This window comes from Vibrio galatheae (genome assembly GCF_000967545.1).
GTDB lineage: Bacteria > Pseudomonadota > Gammaproteobacteria > Enterobacterales > Vibrionaceae > Vibrio > Vibrio galatheae.
The window spans coordinates 38,766-57,116 of sequence record NZ_JXXV01000011.1; the positions used below are offsets into that span (position 1 = coordinate 38,766).

Consider the following 18,351-nt stretch of genomic DNA (forward strand, 5'->3'; position numbering starts at 1 on the left):
AGGTACTACAACACCGCAATGACATCAGACGGAGTATTGGGGGCAACAGCGTCACCGTAATGAAATTTAATCACGGTTCTGCGTTTCGCCATCATCCCGTCCGTTATCGCCGCATCGATTAAGCGTTTCGGCAAGCGAAAACGCATGGCGTAGCCTTTACCTTGATGCTCGCTATAACTATCCAGTGCCAGCAGTTGGAAGAGTCTATCAAGAGTATCTTGAGGTTCTTCCTGAGAAACTGCAATGGTATGACCACTTTCTTCCATCTCATAGCTTGGATGCTCTGAGGGATCCCATGATGATTGCCTTCGCCGTTTATCGTCAGCCTTTACTTTTCGTTCTGCGTTGCTCTTGGTCAATGCCATTGTCGGGGCAACCGGCTCACGAACTTTATTGTCGCGCGCTGCTTGCTCCGTTTGCACATTAACCGATGGGGCGATCAGTGGAACACTTACGTTCGTAGGTGATACGAGCATTCATTGACCTCCTCACGCCCAACCGGAGAGCAAGGTCAAAAGACCTTAGCCACTCTTTCGGTTAGTTTATTTATCGACCAGTTGAGATAAATATTTAGCCAAGATTTAATTTATTTGCACATTGTTCATTAACGGGCTGTAGACGTGATGAAGCGCTGGACTTGGTGGCAAAACGCTTCTAACTCGGTCATGAAAGGGGCATGGGACGAGTCAGGGAAAATAAAACTTTTACTATTAGGCGAGAGTGCATCGACATCACTGGCGACTTTGGCGGGCACTAAACCATCTAAGCGACCGTAGAGGCGCAACATAGGCACAGTTAAGCTTTCTAGTTGGCTGCGGTAGTCAAGATCAGCAAGTAACTGCAACCCTGCCAGTAGCGAGGTTGGGTTGGGCGTCGGGCGTGATAACACCGCTTGCTTGAGCTGTTTAACATCTCGCCTGGCTGAAGGGCTGCCCATCGCCTGCAGGGCCATAAATCGCTCAATCGTAAGCTGGAAGTCTTCCACCAGTTGTTCGGTAAAGGCGCTTAAGACATTGGGTTGGATACCGCGCCAAGGCCGTTCGGCAGCAAACTTGGGTGAGCTTGCCACGGTAATCAGCTTTTTTACCCGCAAAGGGTGATTGAGCGCGATATGGGTAGCCAGCAAACCACCGAGAGACCAACCGAGCCAGATCGCTTGATCGGGCGCATCACGTAGCACTTGCTCGGTAAGGTTGTCCATCGTATCAAAACTGGTGTGGTGACTGTGACCAAATCCCGGCAGGTCAACCACATGGACGCAAAAGTGTTGGCTAAGTTCATTGACAGTTTGTTGCCAAACCGCGCCATTCATTCCCCAGCCATGCAGTAACACCAGGTCATCCCCCTGACCTGTGGATTGCCAATACAAAGATTTAACGTTGCTCTCGGTTTGCTGCACTTTTTCCATCCTTTCGTTTGCCAGCCAGTCGACACAATCATCCCAATAGGGAGTCAATGGAGAGTCGTCATGTTAACTCAAAGGGTGGTGAAATACATCGCCGACCTGTTGCCTATGCATTGTGAGGTGTGCCGACTGCCGTTAACCGAGCCGAGATCGAGTAGTGGTATTTGCGGTTACTGCAGCGCGTATTTCGACCCAGTACCACGCTGCCAGCGCTGTGGTTTACCGACTCTCTATCAGGTCGCTGAGTGTGGTCAATGCTTAAAAACACCGCCGAGTTGGCAAAGCCTCTATTGTCTTGGTGACTACCAACAGCCACTGTCGACTTATGTCCATCTGCTTAAATACGAACGTCAGTTTTGGCATGCGAACAAGCTAGGTTTGTTGCTGGCTGGGCGTGTTGAGCGTCCAGCGCAACTCATTACTTACGTGCCTCTGCATTGGCGGCGATATCTAAAACGGGGCTTCAATCAAAGTGAGTTAATTGCCTTGCCGCTGGCTCGTCAGCTTAATCTGCCGTGCCAACCGTTGTTCAAACGACTAAGGGCAACGCCGCAACAACAAGGGCTAAGCAAAGTTGAGCGCAGGCGTAATCTTAGCCACGCTTTTACTCTTAATCGTTATGTGAATGTTGACCATGTGGCGATTGTTGATGATGTGGTGACCACAGGCAGTACGGTGCAGCATTTATGCGATTTACTGCTTGAAGCGGGCGTGAAAAGTGTTGATATTTACTGCCTATGCCGTACTCCTGAACCTGCCGATTAGTATAATTTGACTAAAACGCTAGATCTCTCAGTTTTGAGGAGTAAAATGGTCAACTAATAGCCTACAAAATTACTCAGGTATTCGTCGTGTCAAATACAATTACTATTACAGAAACCGCCCAAAAACATTTTGCCAATCTACTGGGTCAGCAACCAGAAGGCACTAATATTCGTGTGTTCGTGGTTAACCCTGGTACTCAAAACGCCGAGTGTGGTGTTTCTTACTGCCCAACAGAGGCAGTTGAGTCTAGCGACACTGAATTATCGTTCGAAAGCTTTTCTGCCTTTATCGATGAGCTTAGCCTTCCGTTTCTAGAAGATGCAGAAATTGATTTTGTGACGGATAAAATGGGCTCTCAGCTCACTCTCAAAGCGCCGAACGCCAAAATGCGCAAAGTTTCTGATGACGCGCCGCTGGTTGAGCGTGTGGAATATGCGATTCAAACTCAGGTCAACCCTCAACTTGCTGGTCACGGTGGTCATGTCAATTTAGTCGAAATCACCGAAGAAGGTGTGGCGATTGTAGCGTTTGGTGGTGGTTGTAATGGTTGTTCTATGGTTGATGTCACTCTGAAAGAAGGCATCGAAAAAGAGCTGCTGCAACAGTTTGAAGGTGAGTTGTCTGCAGTGCGCGATGCGACTGAGCACGATCGTGGTGAACACTCTTACTACTAATCACGTATTTAAGCGAATGAAATCCATAGGGTTGACAGAAATGTCAGCCCTTTTTTTGTTTTCAAACCTGATAGATTTCTCATATATTAAGAAGGTTGAACTTTTGCACCAAGTTAAAAATCAATAGCAATTGTGTCTAGTACCTTCCTCGCACGCAAAGGAGTGAGCTCGTGGCGAAACGGAACCCACCAGAAATTCTGGCTAAACAGACGGTCGCTCAATCTCGATTGTTCGCAATTGAAGCGATGGATTTACGCTTTAGCAATGGTGAGCAGCGCACTTACGAGCGGATGAAGCCAAGTGGACGCAATGCGGTGATGATGGTTCCGATTACTCAGCAGGGCGATATTTTGTTGGTACGGGAGTACGCGGCGGGTACCGAACGCTACGAACTTGGTTTCCCCAAAGGGTTGATTGACCCAGGAGAGACACCACAGCAAGCGGCAGAACGTGAATTGAAAGAAGAAATAGGTTACGGCGCTAAGCAGTTAACGCCGTTAAAAGAAGTGGTGCTCGCTCCGTCTTATTTCTCAAGCAAAATGACTCTGTTCATTGCCCAACAACTATACTCAGAGCAATTGGAAGGTGATGAACCTGAACCGTTGGAAGTGGTGCGTTGGCCTTTAACCCAAGCTGAAGAGCTACTCACGCACCTCGATTTTAGTGAAGCGCGCAGTATTACCGCGTTATTACTCGCTCTACGCATCTTAAAACCATAATGAACATGTTTCTCAGCCACTTGGTCTGAGAAAATAGCCGTAGAACGCTAAGGATTTTTTATGCCAATGAAAGAAGACCTTTCTCATCATTTGCCTGCAGTGATCGAAATTGCCCGTAGTGCTGGGCAATTAATTCTCGATATCTATGAGAAGAAAGAGTATCAAGCGTTTACCAAAAGTGATGAAACACCGGTAACCAGTGCGGATATCGCCGCACATAGATTGATTGTTGAGAAGCTGGCCGATTTGACGCCGGACATTCCGGTGCTGTCTGAAGAAGCGGCGGATATCAGTTTAGACAAGCGTTCACAATGGGATCGCTATTGGTTGGTTGACCCACTAGATGGCACGCAAGAATTTATCGCCCGCAGCGGTGATTTTGCCACCATTATTGCTCTAGTCGAAAACAACCAACCTGTAATGGGCGTGGTATATGGTCCTGTTTCAGGGGTGACGTACTACGCTTATCAAGGCAAAGGGGCATGGAAGATACCTGATATGAGCGAAAGTGTGCGGATTAAAACGCACCAGCATGATGGCAAGCAGAGCCCAATCGCTATCGCCATCAGTCGCCGTCAGGATATCAATCGCATCACCAACCGTATGAGCAGTGGCTGGAACTACGATCTTGTACCACTGGGTTCTGCGGCGTTAAAAGCGTGTTTAGTTGCTGAAGGGGCGGTGGATTGTTATTTGCGCCTTGGCCCCACAGGTGAGTGGGATACCGCTGCGACCCAATGCATTGTTGAAGAGGCTGGCGGGCGTATTTTGAGTACTCAGCTTGAACCGCTGTCTTACAACGAGCGCGATACTTTAGAGAACCCGAACTTCATCGTGCTGGGTGATGAAAGCCTGCCGTGGGATGAGATTCTTAAGGTTAAAGACTAGTCAATGGGATGGGATATTAGAGGGTTTTAGTTCCTTGAAACTCTACGCCTTCGAATAAACATCCCGTTCACCGAGCCAACGATCGATAATTGCGCTGGCGTTTTGTGGGTAGTTATCATGAATATGGCGGGCAATACGTTGCACTTCTGGGATTAAGCGTTGATCGCGCACCAAGTCAGCAATCTTAAAATCGGCCATGCCGGTTTGTTTGGTGCCCAGTAGTTCCCCTGGGCCGCGAATTTCCAAGTCGCGCTGAGCGATAACAAAACCATCATTGCTTTCACGCAAAACACTTAAACGCTTTTGCGCGGTTTTTGACAGCGGTGAGTGGTAAAGCAGTACACAATGACTGGCAACGCTACCGCGGCCGACACGACCACGTAACTGGTGGAGCTGAGCTAGGCCAAGGCGCTCTGGGTTTTCAATGATCATTAAGCTCGAGTTTGGCACGTCAACACCGACTTCAATCACAGTAGTGGCGACTAGCAAGTGCAGTTTACTGTCTTTAAAATCCTGCATTACTGCCTGTTTCTCAGCAGGTTTCATCCGCCCATGTACCAAGCCAATTTTTACATCAGGCAGTTTGCGCTGTAGCTCTTCTGCCGTATCGGCTGCGGCTTGAGCTTCAAGCACTTCCGACTCATCAATCAGCGTACATACCCAGTAAGCTTGTTTGCCTTCGTTTAGGCAGGCATTACGTACTCGCTCGACAATATCATCACGCTTAGTATCAGGGATCGCCACGGTTTGAATCGGCGTTCGACCGGGAGGTAGCTCATCAATCACTGAGGTTTCTAGATCCGCATAGGCTGTCATGGCGAGTGTGCGAGGAATCGGTGTCGCCGTCATAATTAGCTGGTGAGGGTAGGCACCTTGTTTAGCGCCTTTTTCTCGCAGCTCTAAGCGCTGGTGGACGCCAAAACGGTGCTGCTCATCAATAATGACTAAAGCCAAATGGTTAAACTCGACATGCTCTTGGAATAGGGCATGAGTGCCGACCACCATTTGTGCTTCGCCGCTGGCAATATTCGCCAACTCAGCCTGTTTGGCTTTGCCTTTTAGTTTGCCTGCTAGCCAGCCAACTTTGATCCCCATTGGTTCTAGCCAGTTGGCAAAGTTAAGTGCATGTTGCTCGGCGAGCAGTTCGGTAGGTGCCATCAAGGCGACTTGATAGCCATGCTCCAGCGCGCGCAAAGCCGCTAGGGCCGCGACTAAGGTTTTACCTGAGCCGACATCTCCTTGCACTAAGCGCATCATAGGGTGTGGCTTTGCTAAATCTTGTTCAATTTCTTTCACCACCCGAGCTTGAGCGTTAGTCGGCGAAAAAGGCAGTTGAGCCAGCAGCTGTTGTTTGAGTGTGTTACTCGGGGCAAGCGGCAGAGCTTCGTCTTGCTGACCTTTACTTCGCACTGAGAGCATGGATAGATTTTGTGCCAACAGCTCTTCCATAATCAGACGAACTTGCGCTGGGTGCTTGCCTTCATCAAATTGCTCTAAGTTTATCCCGGGTGGTGGCCGATGAATGGTATGCAATGCTTGGGCTAAAGTGATCTGGTGATCATATAAGCCACTTGGCAGCAGTTCTTGTACTGCGGTTTTATCAAGTAACTCAAGCGCTTGGTCGGTTAGATTACGCAATGTAATTTGGCGTAGGCCGTCGGTAGTGGGATAAACGGGGGTTAAGGTCTGCTCGACCTGCGTTGTTTGGTTGGGGGCGTAAAATTTGTAGTCTGGGTGAACAATCTCGAGCCCATAGCTACCACGCTTTATTTCACCATAGGCATGTACCGTTTTGCCTTCAGTGAAGTTGTTCTTCATCCCCGCAGTAAAGTTGAAAAAACGTAAGCTGATGGTGCCGTTGCCGTCGCTGATTTTAACCGACAACATTTTGCGTTTACCAAACAAGGTGTCGACACTCATCACTTTACCCTGTACTGCTGCCCATAAACCTGCGTGCAGTTTCACTATCGGGTAGATACGAGTGCGGTCTTCGTAGCGCAGTGGTAAGTGGAAGAGCAGATCTTGAACTGAGTTGAGTCCTACTTTGGTCAGCTTCTCTGCCACCTTGGCACCAACACCAGTGAGAGAAGTAAGCGGAATTGCAGATAGCAGTTGGGACATAACACAGCTCGCTCGTTATTCAGAGTAAGTGATTCAGTGAGTTAGATACAGCAAACTCTACTAGTTAACCATCGATCTGTGTTTTTGTACAGTGGATAGGGCAGTTTCTCGTGCATAGAAATTCCCCAGTAGTAACAAGGGTCTAGAAACTAGGAACTATTATCTTTTCTGCATCTCGGCCCACCATGCCTCATCGGCGATGATCTGACCTTGGTCATCCAACTCAGGGTAGGGCAGCTTTTTCCGTTTTGCGACTTTAGCCAGTACCGGGTGACCGCGTTCAAACAGTAAGCGATGGATAGTCTCTTGAGGGATGGAGCTGATGTCGTTGTCGTACATACCTGCGGCGGCACGCTGACGTTGGGCCTCGTACAAAATCACCGCGCTGGCGACGGAAACATTGAGCGATTGAACCATACCGACCATAGGCACGATGATATCTTGATCCGCGAGCTGTTTAGCTTGTTCAGAAGCGCCGACTTTTTCGCTGCCAAGAATGATGGCGGTTGGCTTGGTGTAGTCGATATCGCGAAAATCTACCGCAGTATCAGACAGGTTGGTGACCAGAACTTGCATCCCCTGACTTTTTAGTTCAGTGATAGCAGTCTCAATGCTGCCGTGGGTTTCAACCTCAACCCAGTTGCGTGCCCCTGCCGATGTATGGCTTAAAGTGCGCATTTGATGCGGCCAAACGGCATGAATCTTATGAATTCCTGTCGCATCTGCGGTGCGGATCACGGCTGAAACATTGTTTGGTTTATGGACTTCTTCAAGGCAGAGGGTCAAATCCGCTTGGCGTGCTTTGAGCACCTCTTGAATACGGTGGTAGCGTTCTAAATTCATTTAAGTTCCTAGAAGTCAGTACCTATAAAAAGAAGTGCCTAGTTCCTAGAAGTTTCCCTCTAGGAACCAGTCAATAGGAACTAGGATTTTGTATCTAATTTCTGCGGCGACGAACTCTTAACGTTTGTGGCATCGACTTAATCTTACGCATGATACCCGCTAGATGAACCCGATCTTTGGTCGTTAGCAACACAGTCACTGTGTAGAGGCGACCATCTCGCTCTTCGGTTGATAGGCCATGAATGTTAGAGCCAGTCTTGGAAATTACGTTAGTCAGTTCAGCTAGTGCGCCTTGACGGTTTTGCACGTCGACAGTGACTTCGGTAATGAACTCTTTGTCGTAATCGTTCGACCATTCGACTGCCATGTACTTATCGGGCTCTTTCTGATAGCCACGGACGTTCGGACACATTTCACGGTGTACCACTAAGCCACGGCCCGGTGATACGTGGGCGATAATATGATCGTCTGGAATCGGGTGACAACAATTGGCGAACGTAAGCAGAATGCCTTCTGCGCCACGGATTGGTAATTTCTTCTTACCATCGCTGCTACCTGCCACTTCAGTCAGCTCATCGGCATCACCTAACAGGCGACGCGCGATCACAATACTCATCAACTCGCCTAGACCGATATCTGCCAGTAAGTCGTCAATTGTCTTAATTTTTAGATCAGACAGAACGTGACTGATATTTTCTTCGTCGATATCTGACAGCGACAGTTCACCCAACGCATGGTTGAGTAGGCGACGCCCTAAGGTAATCGATTCTTCACGGCGCATGGTTTTGAGTACCTGACGAATCTTAGTTCGTGCGCGTGATGTCACGACATAGTTTAGCCATGCCGCATTCGGTCTAGCGCCAGGGGCACTGATGATCTCAATCGTTTGACCGTTCTTAAGTGACTTACTAAGAGGGTAAGGGTTACGATCGACACGCGCACCAACACAGGTGTTACCCACATCGGTATGTACAGCATAGGCAAAGTCTACTGCCGTTGCACCAACTGGCATCTCAACGATACGACCTTTTGGTGTAAAGACGTAGATCTCGTCTGGGAATAGGTCTGACTTAACGTTCTCGATAAACTCAAATGAGTTACCTGCACTTTGTTGTAGCTCAAGCAGGCTTTGCATCCAACGCTGGGCTTTGACTTGCGCGGTTGTTCCCGTACGTTCGCCGTTACCTTTATAAGACCAGTGAGCTGCAACACCTTTGTCGGCCATTTGATCCATATCTTCTGTACGGATCTGCACTTCAACGGGCACACCATGAGGACCAACCATTGAAGTGTGAATCGATTGATAGCCATTCGCTTTTGGTACCGCGATATAGTCTTTCATTCGACCCGGACGCGGTTTATACAGGCTATGCACCTGACCAAGAACGCGATAACAGGTATCGGCATCTTCCACCACCACACGGAACGCGTAGATGTCCATGATGGTATGAAAGCGCTGCTCTTTGGTCTTCATCTTGTTGTAGATCGAGAACAGGTTTTTCTCGCGGCCAAATACACGTGCTTTGAGACCGACTTCGTCTAAACGACCTTCAATCTCATCGTGAATACGCTGAATCATCTCTTTGCGATTACCGCGCGCGGTTCTCACAACCTCTTTCAGAACGCGATAACGGTTCGGATACAGGGCTTCAAAGCCAAGCTCTTCAAGTTCGGTTTTGATGTTGTGAATACCAAGGCGGTGCGCTAGTGGTGAGTAGATTTCTAGCGTTTCTCGGGCAATGCGGCGTTTTTTGTCGGGGCGAAGCGCGCCAAGGGTGCGCATGTTATGCGTACGGTCAGCAAGCTTAATTAGAATAACGCGGATGTCTTGCACCATGGCAAGCACCATCTTACGGAAGTTTTCTGCCTGAGCTTCCTTGCGATCGCGAAACTTAAGCTTATCAAGCTTAGAAACGCCATCCACCAATTCTGCCACAGTATTGCCAAATTGAGTTTCTAGCTCTTCTTTGGTGACTTCAGTGTCTTCAATAACGTCGTGAAGCAGTGCTGCTTGGAGCGTTTCAATATCAAGGCGCATTTCGGCCAAGATACGAGCAACAGCAACAGGGTGGATGATATAGGGTTCACCGCTAGAGCGGGTTTGCCCTTCATGGGCATCTTTCGCTACCACATAAGATTGACGCAGAGCCTCAATTTGAGGCTCTGGTAAGTATTCTTGGGCAACGTCTTTGAGGCTATCGAATAGATACAAACTTTAGGCCCGGAAGATAGTTGTAGTGACGATAAGGTCTAATTAACGGCTGTGAGCAATGCTGCTAACAGCAGCCAATTCAGCGGCTTCTTGCTCTTGCTGCTCTTGACGCTCACGAGCATCAAGGATCTCTTTAGTGATAAGACCTTCTTCGATCTCGCGTAGAGCGATAACCGTTTGCTTATCATTCTCTTCTGGCACTAGTGAATCTTTACCACCAGTTTGCATTTGACGAGCGCGGCGTGCCGCAATGAGAACTAGGTCGAAACGGTTGCCAACTTTTTCAACAGCGTCTTGAACAGTTACGCGTGCCATGAGAACTCCAAATTAGTTAACTAAAATTTTGAATGACGAGAAATTATACAGGCTGACCCTTCCTAGTGTCTAGGATCTGTTTGCCTTTCGGGTAATTTACTCAGCTAAAAGCGCGGTAAGCATGCCTTTATATTTATCAGCTTGCTTGTCTTGCTTCAATCTTTCTGCGCGAATGATGGCTTTAAAGTCCATCAAGGCCGTGTCGAAATCATCATTGATGATCACGTAGTCATATTCACTGTAGTGCGATATTTCAGATTTTGCTTCTGCCATGCGCTTCGCAATGACGGCATCGCTGTCTTGTCCACGAGCGTTAAGGCGACGCTCTAACTCACCGTTGGAAGGCGGCAAGATAAACAAGCTTTTTGCCAATGGCATCTGCTCACGGATTTGACGTGCACCTTGCCAGTCAATATCTAAAAAGACATCAATACCTTTATTGAGATTATCTTCAATCCAAACTCGAGACGTGCCGTAGTAGTTACCAAACACTTCTGCATATTCGAGGAATTCGCCTTTCTCGATCAGTTCTTCAAACAGCTCTTTTGGCACAAAATGATAGTGGATACCATCTTGTTCTCCAGGGCGCATGCCACGGGTGGTATGCGAGACTGACACTTTCATCGCGTAAGTTGGGTTGGTTTCTAGCATGGCTGAAATCAGACTAGATTTTCCAGCACCGCTTGGCGCGGAGACGATATATAGAGTGCCTTTACCCATAGGTACGATCCCACATTTGGTTTGATAATGGTCAGCAGAGAGCACTGACACAATTAAAGATAGCACTGACCGGATAAACACACCTAAGTGGTGAAATTTAGGCCAGAAAAATGGAGGCGAAGAGTAGCATAATTCAGCGATACAGGACAACTGACAATATTTACTCGCAGGGTGGTGATACTAGCATTACAGATTTGGTGTTGTATTCTGTAAACTGGCCCCTTGAGAGATCGTTTGCTTTTTGTGTTGCTGAAAAAGCGTTGAGTTTTGATTCGAGATGCTTGGTGGTGTTCAACTAATTGAATTATTTGTATTTTTACAGAGTTGGTCTAAACGTTTCTACTTGGGTAGAACGGTCATAATTTGCGGTTATGTTATGTGCAGATGCTTTAGCTCCTTTCCTTAGGCTTAAATACAACATAAACAACCAGCGTTTTGAAAGGCTAGAAAGATCTATGGCTATGGTCAATGATTCGGGTATTACATATTCTCATATGTGATACAGGTGAGGATGCTGATATGAAATCAATGTAATATCACCGCTTTTATGATATGGGTATTGATACAAATGTCGATTAAAAATGTCTGCATAAGTAATGTAATTCCTTCACTTTTCCATCCCCTTCAGTGGTTTAGTAAATCGTCTGGTAGTTGAACCTACTACAACGGTTTAGCAAACATCTTACATTTCAGGCAAATTCACTTGGTTGATTGTTTATGGCTAATGAGCTAGTTCTTTCTTAAATCCGTCGAGTTTCTATATTGATATCTTTTGAATATGGAAAAGAATGTCGGTGACCGATGACAATAATTTGTTCCCTGTTATTCCCTTGCTGTTGAGAAAATAAATTTATGTATAACGTTATTGGCTGTTCATTGAAGATGCTGTGCAAAATTGCAGTTGCTCTTATCTTCTTCACCTCATTGAGTGTGGTTACACTGCAGCATTTAGTGGTGGACGAGTTGATAGGAGCCTCTAACGTCTTTCTCATCATAGGTGGGAATGCTGTCTGCGTTAGTGTTTTGTTGTGGGTTGTAAAACGTCGTCAGTATGCCCAAGCTCAGTTGGTTCAATACATATTGCATTCTATTCCTGATGTATTTGTGGTGAAAGATCCAGAAGGTAAATTCACTTTCTGTAACGCTGCTGTTGCGAGACTATACAATACGACCCCCCAAGAGATGGTGGGGAAAGATGATTACTACTTCACTAAAAACAAAGAACAGGCGGATTTTTTTCTACAAAACGTTCAAGCAATTCTTAGTCGTTTTGAAAAAGAGGAGGTTTATGAATCTTCTACAGACACGAATACTGGTGAGGTTCGGCATTTTCACTCGATCAAAGTGCCATTTAGAGATTTGCAAGGCGAGGAGAAAGTTTTAATCCTAGCCAAAGACATTACCGATATAACACGTTTAAAAGAAGAAGCAGATCGCAATAAATCTCGCTTAGAGCAAGTGCTTGAGGTTTCTGAAGAAGGGATGTGGGAATGGAATACGCAAACAAATGTCGTACTGCATAATGAACGTTGGGAGCAAATTACGGGAGTCAAACGTAGCGACAATACGTTCAAAGAGTTTGAAAACTGTATTGTCCCTGAGGACCGGCCCAAAGTTTTTGAGTCTTTAGAAAAGATGTTGCAAAACGAAGGAGAATATAACATCTATTTCCGTATGATTCGGCCAGATGGAAGCGTCATTTGGATATGGGATAGAGGGCAAGTTGCTGAGCTTGATTCAAATGGCAAGCCGCTATGGCTGGTTGGTATTGTTCAGGATGTCACCGATGAAAAAAATAACCAGCAAAAAATAGAGTTTCTAGCGTATCACGACCAGTTGACGGGCTTAATTAATCGTACTCAATTGGAGATCGAATTGAATGAAACAATTCATGAGAGCGCTTTGCAGAATGTGTACAGCGCTGTTTTATTTTTAGATTTGGACCGATTTAAGTTGCTTAATGACAGCTACGGGCACCATATGGGGGACAAACTCTTGATCTCCGTTGCGAATCGGTTACGAGCATCGATTAAAAATAACGAGGTGATTTCTCGTTTTGGCGGAGACGAATTTGTCGTTGTTTTACCGCTTCTCGGGGAACCTAAATCTTTGGCGCTACAGATCGCACAAAAATATGCCAATGGTCTTGTTCATGATCTTTCAAAAGTTTTCCACCTAGATTGCGAGGAGCAAGGTCTTGCCATTGAATACGCTGTGACAGCCAGCATAGGTGGGATTATTTTTAACTCGGATGAGATGTCGATCGGGGAGGCCCTGCAGCTTGCAGATACCGCGTTATACCGGACGAAAGCAAACGGCGGGAATGCGGCAATGATATACGATATGGATATGTATGATGAATTACGTCATACCAGTGAACTACAAAAAGCCATGCAGACGTCAATTAAAAACAAAGACTTCCGGATTCATCTTCAACCTCAATACGATAAAAACGAGAAAATTACTGGTGCAGAAGCTTTAATGCGTTGGTATCACCCTGAACTTGGCGTTCTATCTCCAGGGGCATTTATTGATTTAATTGAAGAAAGTAATCTAATTGTACCTATTGGTAATATGGTGCTGGAACAAGCATGTGAACAACTACAACGGTGGCAGGCATCTAGCGATACGGAACATTTGCAAATTTCGATCAACCTCAGTGCAAAACAAATTTGGCAGAATAAGTTTGTCGAAGATTTTATCTCTATTGTCGACGCTTATAACATCGCTCAATCCAAACTTATCGTGGAGGTTACAGAGTCGCTATTGATTCAAGACGTAAAAGATGCGACTGAGAAATTGACTCGATTGAAACAGTATGGAGTTTCTATTTCTTTGGATGACTTTGGAACAGGTTACTCGTCGCTAAACTATCTAAGAGCTCTTCCTATCGATGAAATTAAGATAGATAGATCATTTATTCAAGATGTTGCCGTCGACAAGCAAGCCCTCCTGATGGTCAAGTCACTTATTGAGCTAGCAAAAAATTTTGAAATTAAACTTATTGCAGAAGGTGTTGAGACCAAAGAGCAGTGGCAATTACTGCGAGACCTTGGCATTAGTGCTTATCAGGGGTTTTATTTTAGTAAACCGTTATCACAGCAGGGGATGCAGGAGTTATTAAGGGAGAAGAAAGGTTTAGTTGTCATGCCATCATAAGTGACCGCCAACTAAATTAAGCCGTTAAGTGTGGTGCCATTGGTGATATCTCCCGACGACTTATTAACAGGAGCCACTGCGTCGACTTTCCTTGAGGTCGTTCTTGGAGAGCCTGAGAATATTGAAGTCTGAATATGGTTAGGCGATTTAAATAATGGCGTTTATCGTTGCTGGTGGCCTACTTCGTTTTAATCTTTTCACCGCCTTTAGGAACTGTCATGGTCGCTACGTTCCTACCTTCCTGTTGCGCCGCTTTGACATCCATTGTGTACTGGGTACATATGCTGACATTGACGGCTCCATAATCTGCGGAGCGATTTCTTTTTGCTAGATGCGCTTAGTTATATTGGGGTCTTTAAGGCGTTTAACTAATTTGTTATGCCAGTCTTCAAACAAGTCATCCATAATCTCGGCTTGTTTATCTCGTTTCTTTCGGCAATCGGATTTATGTCTGTGCTAATTTATTTTAGAAAATCAAAGGCTTGTAGCCTCTCTTCAGCAAGCGTCAATTCTTTGTGCTTATTAAACAGCGTGTAGCGAAGAATCCAAATGGGCCTCCTTTCTTTGGAATCATGAGATAAAAGCCTTCACCGTCACTGTGACGAGCAAAATTTTCATTTTTTATTGAAGATTTTACTAGGTTCACAGTCAGGTTTTCCATAGATATTCCTTTGAGTTAGTAGGGATAAAGTATTATTTAATCAATCGGTTACTTTAATTGTGGGGAGTGCCTTTGCTCTTTTACGCAGTGACGGGGAGTCAATAGCGAAATACTACCCACTTTCCCCCGTTTATCTGGATCTGTGTAGGGCGTTTTATGGACTTGTGTGTATTTAAAAATAGAAAGCCCTGTATTTACAGGGCTTGTGAGATGGTTGTGTATCCTGTCAGACCTTATTCTATATTCTGGATCTGCTCACGCATCTGCTCGATGAGAACTTTTAGTTCGACACCTGACGCCGTGATATCTGTACTGATAGACTTAGAAGCAAGGGTATTTGACTCGCGGTTGAACTCTTGCATCATGAAATCTAAGCGGCGGCCACATGCGCCACCTTTTTTGAGGATGTTGGTCGCTTCTTTAACATGAGAATCTAGGCGGTCTAGCTCTTCGGCAACATCGGATTTCTGCGCCAGTAAGATCAGTTCTTGTTCGACACGTGATGAGTCCAGCTCAACTTTGGCTTCTTCGAACTTAGAGAACAAACGTTCACGTTGCCATTCAAGAATCTCAGGCATACGCGCACGTACCTTAACTACTTCAGCAGTAATGGCATCTAAACGTTGCTCGATTAGCGCTTTCATGTTTTCGCCTTCACGACCACGCGCTTCGATAAACTCGCTCACCGCGTCATCAAACGCCGCAAGTAGGTCTTTGTTGACCGCATCCATATCTTGCTCTGGGGTTTCCATTACGCCCGGCCAGTTCATCACTTGGAATGGGTTGATGCGACTCAGTTCACCGGTGATGTGCATCACTTGCTCTGCTGCTTTGACCACTTGCTTAGCGAGCGTTTCGTTAATGGTTAGCTCGCCTTTCGCCGCTGGGTTGGCTTCAAAGCGCAACGCACACTCAACCTTGCCGCGCGCAAGACGTTTACGAAAACGCTCGCGTAGTACTGGCTCTAAACCGCGGAACTGCTCTGGTAGGCGGAAATAGGTTTCTAGGTAGCGTTGGTTAACACTACGAATTTCCCAAATGGCCGTACCCCAATCGCCTTTCACTTCTTTACGTGCATAGGCTGTCATACTGTAGATCATCGAATTTTCCTGTTTATCAATCTTTGAAAATAACGCGAAGCAATAGTAGCACAAATCCGAGACAGATAGCTTTGATGGGCAAACTTCGCTATAATCTTGCCCCAATCAAATTCGTCTCCCCCTATCAGCAGATAGACAACTAAGGTAGATGCCCATGCGTCCAAACGATCGCAAGGCGGACCAAGTTCGCCCAATCAAAATTACTCGTAACTACACTGCCTATGCAGAAGGCTCTGTGCTGGTTGAATTCGGCAATACCAAAGTACTGTGTAATGCGACCGTTGAAGAAAACGTACCGCGTTGGCTAAAAGGCCAAGGTAAAGGCTGGGTAACGGCTGAATATGGCATGCTACCGCGCTCAACACATTCACGTATGCGTCGTGAGGCAGCAAGTGGTAAGCAAGGCGGTCGTACGATGGAAATCCAGCGTCTGATTGCTCGCAGCCTACGTGCCGTAGTAGATCTGGAAGCCATGGGTGAGATCATGGTCACCGTTGACTGTGACGTGATTCAGGCTGACGGCGGTACACGTACTGCGTCTATCTCCGGTGCGAGCGTAGCGATGGCGGATGCATTCCAACACTTAGTTGAGAAGGGCAAGCTAAAAGCGAATCCAATGAAAGGCCACGTAGCAGCCGTATCAGTGGGCATTCTAGGTGAAGATATTCTTTGTGATCTTGAGTACACAGAAGATTCTGCAGCAGACACTGATATGAATGTGGTGATGACTGAAGACGGTCGCATGATTGAAGTTCAAGGCACCGCTGAGGGTGAACCTTTCACTCATGCAGAGCTGATGACGTTACTTGAGTCGGCGACCAAAGGTATTACCGAGATCGTAGCGGCGCAGAAGGCGGCGTTAGAAAATTGATTTTTTAAATAGCTTCCATTTGGAAGCTATTTTTTTAAGTTTCTAAAGTGAAGTTCCTAGAGATAAGTTCTTAGGAAAGTTCTCAAGAAACCTATTTGCAAGTCACTCCTGTCATCAGGATTTAGTTTAATAAACAAGATTCTAGGAACTAGCCACTAGGGACTAGAAACTGTATGAGAGAGAAAGAAATGAAAGCATACCAGCGTGAATTTATTGAGTTTGCACTAGAGAAAGAAGTCCTAAAATTTGGCGAGTTTACTTTAAAGTCTGGCCGTAAGAGCCCGTACTTCTTTAACGCTGGTCTTTTCAATACTGGTCGTGACTTAGCGCGTCTCGGTCGTTTCTACGCGGCAGCGTTGGCAGACTCTGGCATTGAGTTCGACGTACTATTTGGCCCTGCGTACAAAGGTATTCCAATTGCGACGACAACAGCAGTCGCTCTAGCGGATCACCACGATATCGACACGCCTTACTGCTTTAACCGTAAAGAAGCGAAAGATCACGGTGAAGGTGGCAATCTAGTAGGTAGTGCACTGGAAGGTCGAATCATGTTGGTTGATGATGTGATTACCGCAGGAACGGCGATTCGTGAGTCGATGGAGATCATCAAAGCCAATGGGGCTGATCTTGCTGGTGTTCTAGTTGCGATTGACCGCCAAGAGAAGGGTAAAGGTGAACTATCGGCGATTCAAGAGGTGGAGCGTGATTTTGGCTGCGCGATTATCTCTATCGTTAGCCTAACTGACCTAGTGACCTTCCTAGAAGAGAAAGGTACCGATGCCCAGCATCTAGAAGCTGTTAAAGCTTACCGCGCTGAGTACGGGATCTAACGGTTTAGGTTACACGACAATAAGCAAAGGGTTGATGTTTTCTCGTCAACCCTTAATTGTTTCTACTAAATACGACTATTTGCTTCCATCACCCTTATGCGAGTTATCGTAGATCTCGCTGCCATCGCGCTGGGTTTTAAGTAGCGATAGGTTCCACATATACTGTTCTGGGCGTGGACGCACTAAGTCTTCAATCGCTTTGTTCATTGCGCGCGCATCCGTTTCTTCATCACCAGTTGGGAAGTTTTCCAGTGCAGGCAAAATGTGTACTTCGTATTTACCTGTAGTGTCGTTATAAGCTGGCAGAATAGGCACGACTTTGGCTTTCGATAAGCGCGCCATTTTACCAAACCCTTTAAGTGTGGCTTTCTCCGTGCCAAAGAACGGCACAAACACTGAATTTGCTGCGCCGAAGTCTTCGTCTGGTAGCCAGTACCCTAGGTAGCCATCTTTAATCGAGCGAACAAAAGGTTTAACGCCAGCTTCACGAGCAAAGATACGGCCGCCATACTGCATGCGCTGCACTTGCATAAGCCAATCGCCAATTGGATTACGCTGCGGCTTCATAATCGTTGTAACTTTATAGCCTTTCGCCGCCAACATTACCGCCGGATAGTCGACTGCCCATGCGTGTGGCGCGAGGATAATGACGTTCTCCCCTGCATCAAGCAATGGCAAGATGTTATCTTCGCCGATCATAATCCCGCGATTCTGATTGTGTTTGGTTGAGCGTACTAAGAACTCTGAATAACCGAGTAAGTATTGCGCCGCTTTAACGAAGGTTTCTTCGAGGATCGCCTGACGTTCTTGCTCTGACTTTTCTGGGAAGCAGTACTCAAGGTTCACACGTGCACGACGCACGACGCGGCCGTTTTTCTTTACGGCAAATACTGATAATTTACGCGCTAGATTGTCACGCCAGCGGTAGGGAATAAAAGCAAATAGTGCCGCAAATAATATTCCTATCCATGTCCCCCAATGCTTCGGGTGGAGAAAGGACCACTCAAAAGTTGGGTTATGGAGATGTTTATCTGTGCTGTTTTTGTCGTTGGAGCTCATTCAGCAATG

The 18,351-nt window shown here is 46.4% G+C and carries 16 protein-coding genes; 7 read left to right on the forward strand and 9 right to left on the reverse strand.

All coding sequences use genetic code 11. From position 1 onward, the window contains the following. Positions 1-5 precede the first annotated feature (5 nt). Together TW81_RS04720 and bioH are read right to left on the reverse strand one after the other, a co-directional pair. Positions 6-476 (reverse strand): hypothetical protein, encoded by a 471-nt coding sequence (locus tag TW81_RS04720; RefSeq protein WP_045954578.1) that lies wholly within the window; start codon positions 474-476, stop codon positions 6-8. A 128-nt stretch (positions 477-604) separates the two neighbouring features. Next, positions 605-1,408 (reverse strand): pimeloyl-ACP methyl ester esterase BioH, encoded by an 804-nt coding sequence (bioH, locus tag TW81_RS04725; protein ID WP_045954579.1) that lies wholly within the window; start codon positions 1,406-1,408, stop codon positions 605-607. 60 nt (positions 1,409-1,468) lie between these two features. On the opposite strand from bioH, the gene TW81_RS04730 reads away from it, so the two are divergent. The 4 genes from TW81_RS04730 (at position 1,469) to cysQ (ending at position 4,451) form a co-directional block, all read left to right on the forward strand. Further along, entirely contained in the window at positions 1,469-2,170 is a 702-nt protein-coding gene (locus TW81_RS04730) for an amidophosphoribosyltransferase (protein WP_045954580.1), read from the forward strand. Positions 2,171-2,256: 86 nt separating this feature from the next. Further along, positions 2,257-2,844 carry a Fe-S biogenesis protein NfuA gene (gene nfuA / locus TW81_RS04735; RefSeq protein ID WP_045954581.1) on the forward strand — a complete coding sequence of 196 codons (588 nt, stop codon included), beginning with the start codon at positions 2,257-2,259 and terminating at the stop codon, positions 2,842-2,844. Positions 2,845-3,014: 170 nt separating this feature from the next. After that, positions 3,015-3,563: an ADP compounds hydrolase NudE gene (gene nudE, locus TW81_RS04740; protein WP_045954582.1), complete on the forward strand. Its 549-nt coding sequence runs from the start codon at positions 3,015-3,017 to the stop codon at positions 3,561-3,563. 60 nt (positions 3,564-3,623) lie between these two features. Next, complete coding sequence (gene cysQ, locus TW81_RS04745; protein WP_045954583.1) at positions 3,624-4,451, forward strand: 3'(2'),5'-bisphosphate nucleotidase CysQ; 828 nt, start codon at positions 3,624-3,626, stop codon at positions 4,449-4,451. A gap of 42 nt (positions 4,452-4,493) precedes the next feature. On the opposite strand, the gene recG is transcribed toward cysQ, so the two are convergent. The 5 genes from recG to gmk form a co-directional block, all read right to left on the reverse strand. Continuing rightward, positions 4,494-6,572, reverse strand: coding sequence for an ATP-dependent DNA helicase RecG (gene recG, locus TW81_RS04750; RefSeq protein WP_045954584.1), 2,079 nt, complete (start codon positions 6,570-6,572; stop codon positions 4,494-4,496). Positions 6,573-6,731: 159 nt separating this feature from the next. Continuing rightward, the gene (gene trmH / locus TW81_RS04755; RefSeq protein ID WP_045954585.1) at positions 6,732-7,415 is read right to left on the reverse strand and encodes a tRNA (guanosine(18)-2'-O)-methyltransferase TrmH; all 684 of its coding nucleotides are present in this window, start codon (positions 7,413-7,415) and stop codon (positions 6,732-6,734) included. A gap of 94 nt (positions 7,416-7,509) precedes the next feature. Continuing rightward, positions 7,510-9,627: a bifunctional GTP diphosphokinase/guanosine-3',5'-bis pyrophosphate 3'-pyrophosphohydrolase gene (gene spoT / locus TW81_RS04760; protein WP_045954586.1), complete on the reverse strand. Its 2,118-nt coding sequence runs from the start codon at positions 9,625-9,627 to the stop codon at positions 7,510-7,512. A 42-nt stretch (positions 9,628-9,669) separates the two neighbouring features. Continuing rightward, positions 9,670-9,942 carry a DNA-directed RNA polymerase subunit omega gene (gene rpoZ, locus TW81_RS04765; RefSeq protein WP_004410883.1) on the reverse strand — a complete coding sequence of 91 codons (273 nt, stop codon included), beginning with the start codon at positions 9,940-9,942 and terminating at the stop codon, positions 9,670-9,672. A 96-nt stretch (positions 9,943-10,038) separates the two neighbouring features. Continuing rightward, positions 10,039-10,662, reverse strand: a complete 624-nt coding sequence (gene gmk / locus TW81_RS04770) for a guanylate kinase (protein ID WP_045954587.1) — start codon at positions 10,660-10,662, stop codon at positions 10,039-10,041. 852 nt (positions 10,663-11,514) lie between these two features. Between gmk and TW81_RS18820 the strand changes: the two genes are divergently transcribed. Beyond that, positions 11,515-13,821 (forward strand): sensor domain-containing protein, encoded by a 2,307-nt coding sequence (locus tag TW81_RS18820; RefSeq protein ID WP_052706145.1) that lies wholly within the window; start codon positions 11,515-11,517, stop codon positions 13,819-13,821. An 894-nt stretch (positions 13,822-14,715) separates the two neighbouring features. On the opposite strand, the gene TW81_RS04780 is transcribed toward TW81_RS18820, so the two are convergent. Then, positions 14,716-15,582: a YicC/YloC family endoribonuclease gene (locus TW81_RS04780; RefSeq protein WP_045954588.1), complete on the reverse strand. Its 867-nt coding sequence runs from the start codon at positions 15,580-15,582 to the stop codon at positions 14,716-14,718. Positions 15,583-15,736: 154 nt separating this feature from the next. Here TW81_RS04780 and rph point away from each other — a divergent pair, with 154 nt between their 5' ends. Together rph and pyrE are read left to right on the forward strand one after the other, a co-directional pair. Next, a complete protein-coding gene (gene rph, locus TW81_RS04785; RefSeq protein ID WP_045954589.1) occupies positions 15,737-16,453 on the forward strand; it encodes a ribonuclease PH in 717 nt (238 codons plus the stop codon). Between the two features lie 188 nt (positions 16,454-16,641). Next, positions 16,642-17,283 (forward strand): orotate phosphoribosyltransferase, encoded by a 642-nt coding sequence (pyrE, locus tag TW81_RS04790; protein WP_045954590.1) that lies wholly within the window; start codon positions 16,642-16,644, stop codon positions 17,281-17,283. A 75-nt stretch (positions 17,284-17,358) separates the two neighbouring features. On the opposite strand, the gene lpxM is transcribed toward pyrE, so the two are convergent. Next, positions 17,359-18,342, reverse strand: a complete 984-nt coding sequence (gene lpxM / locus TW81_RS04795) for a lauroyl-Kdo(2)-lipid IV(A) myristoyltransferase (RefSeq protein WP_045954591.1) — start codon at positions 18,340-18,342, stop codon at positions 17,359-17,361. Between the last annotated feature and the right edge of the window lie 9 nt (positions 18,343-18,351).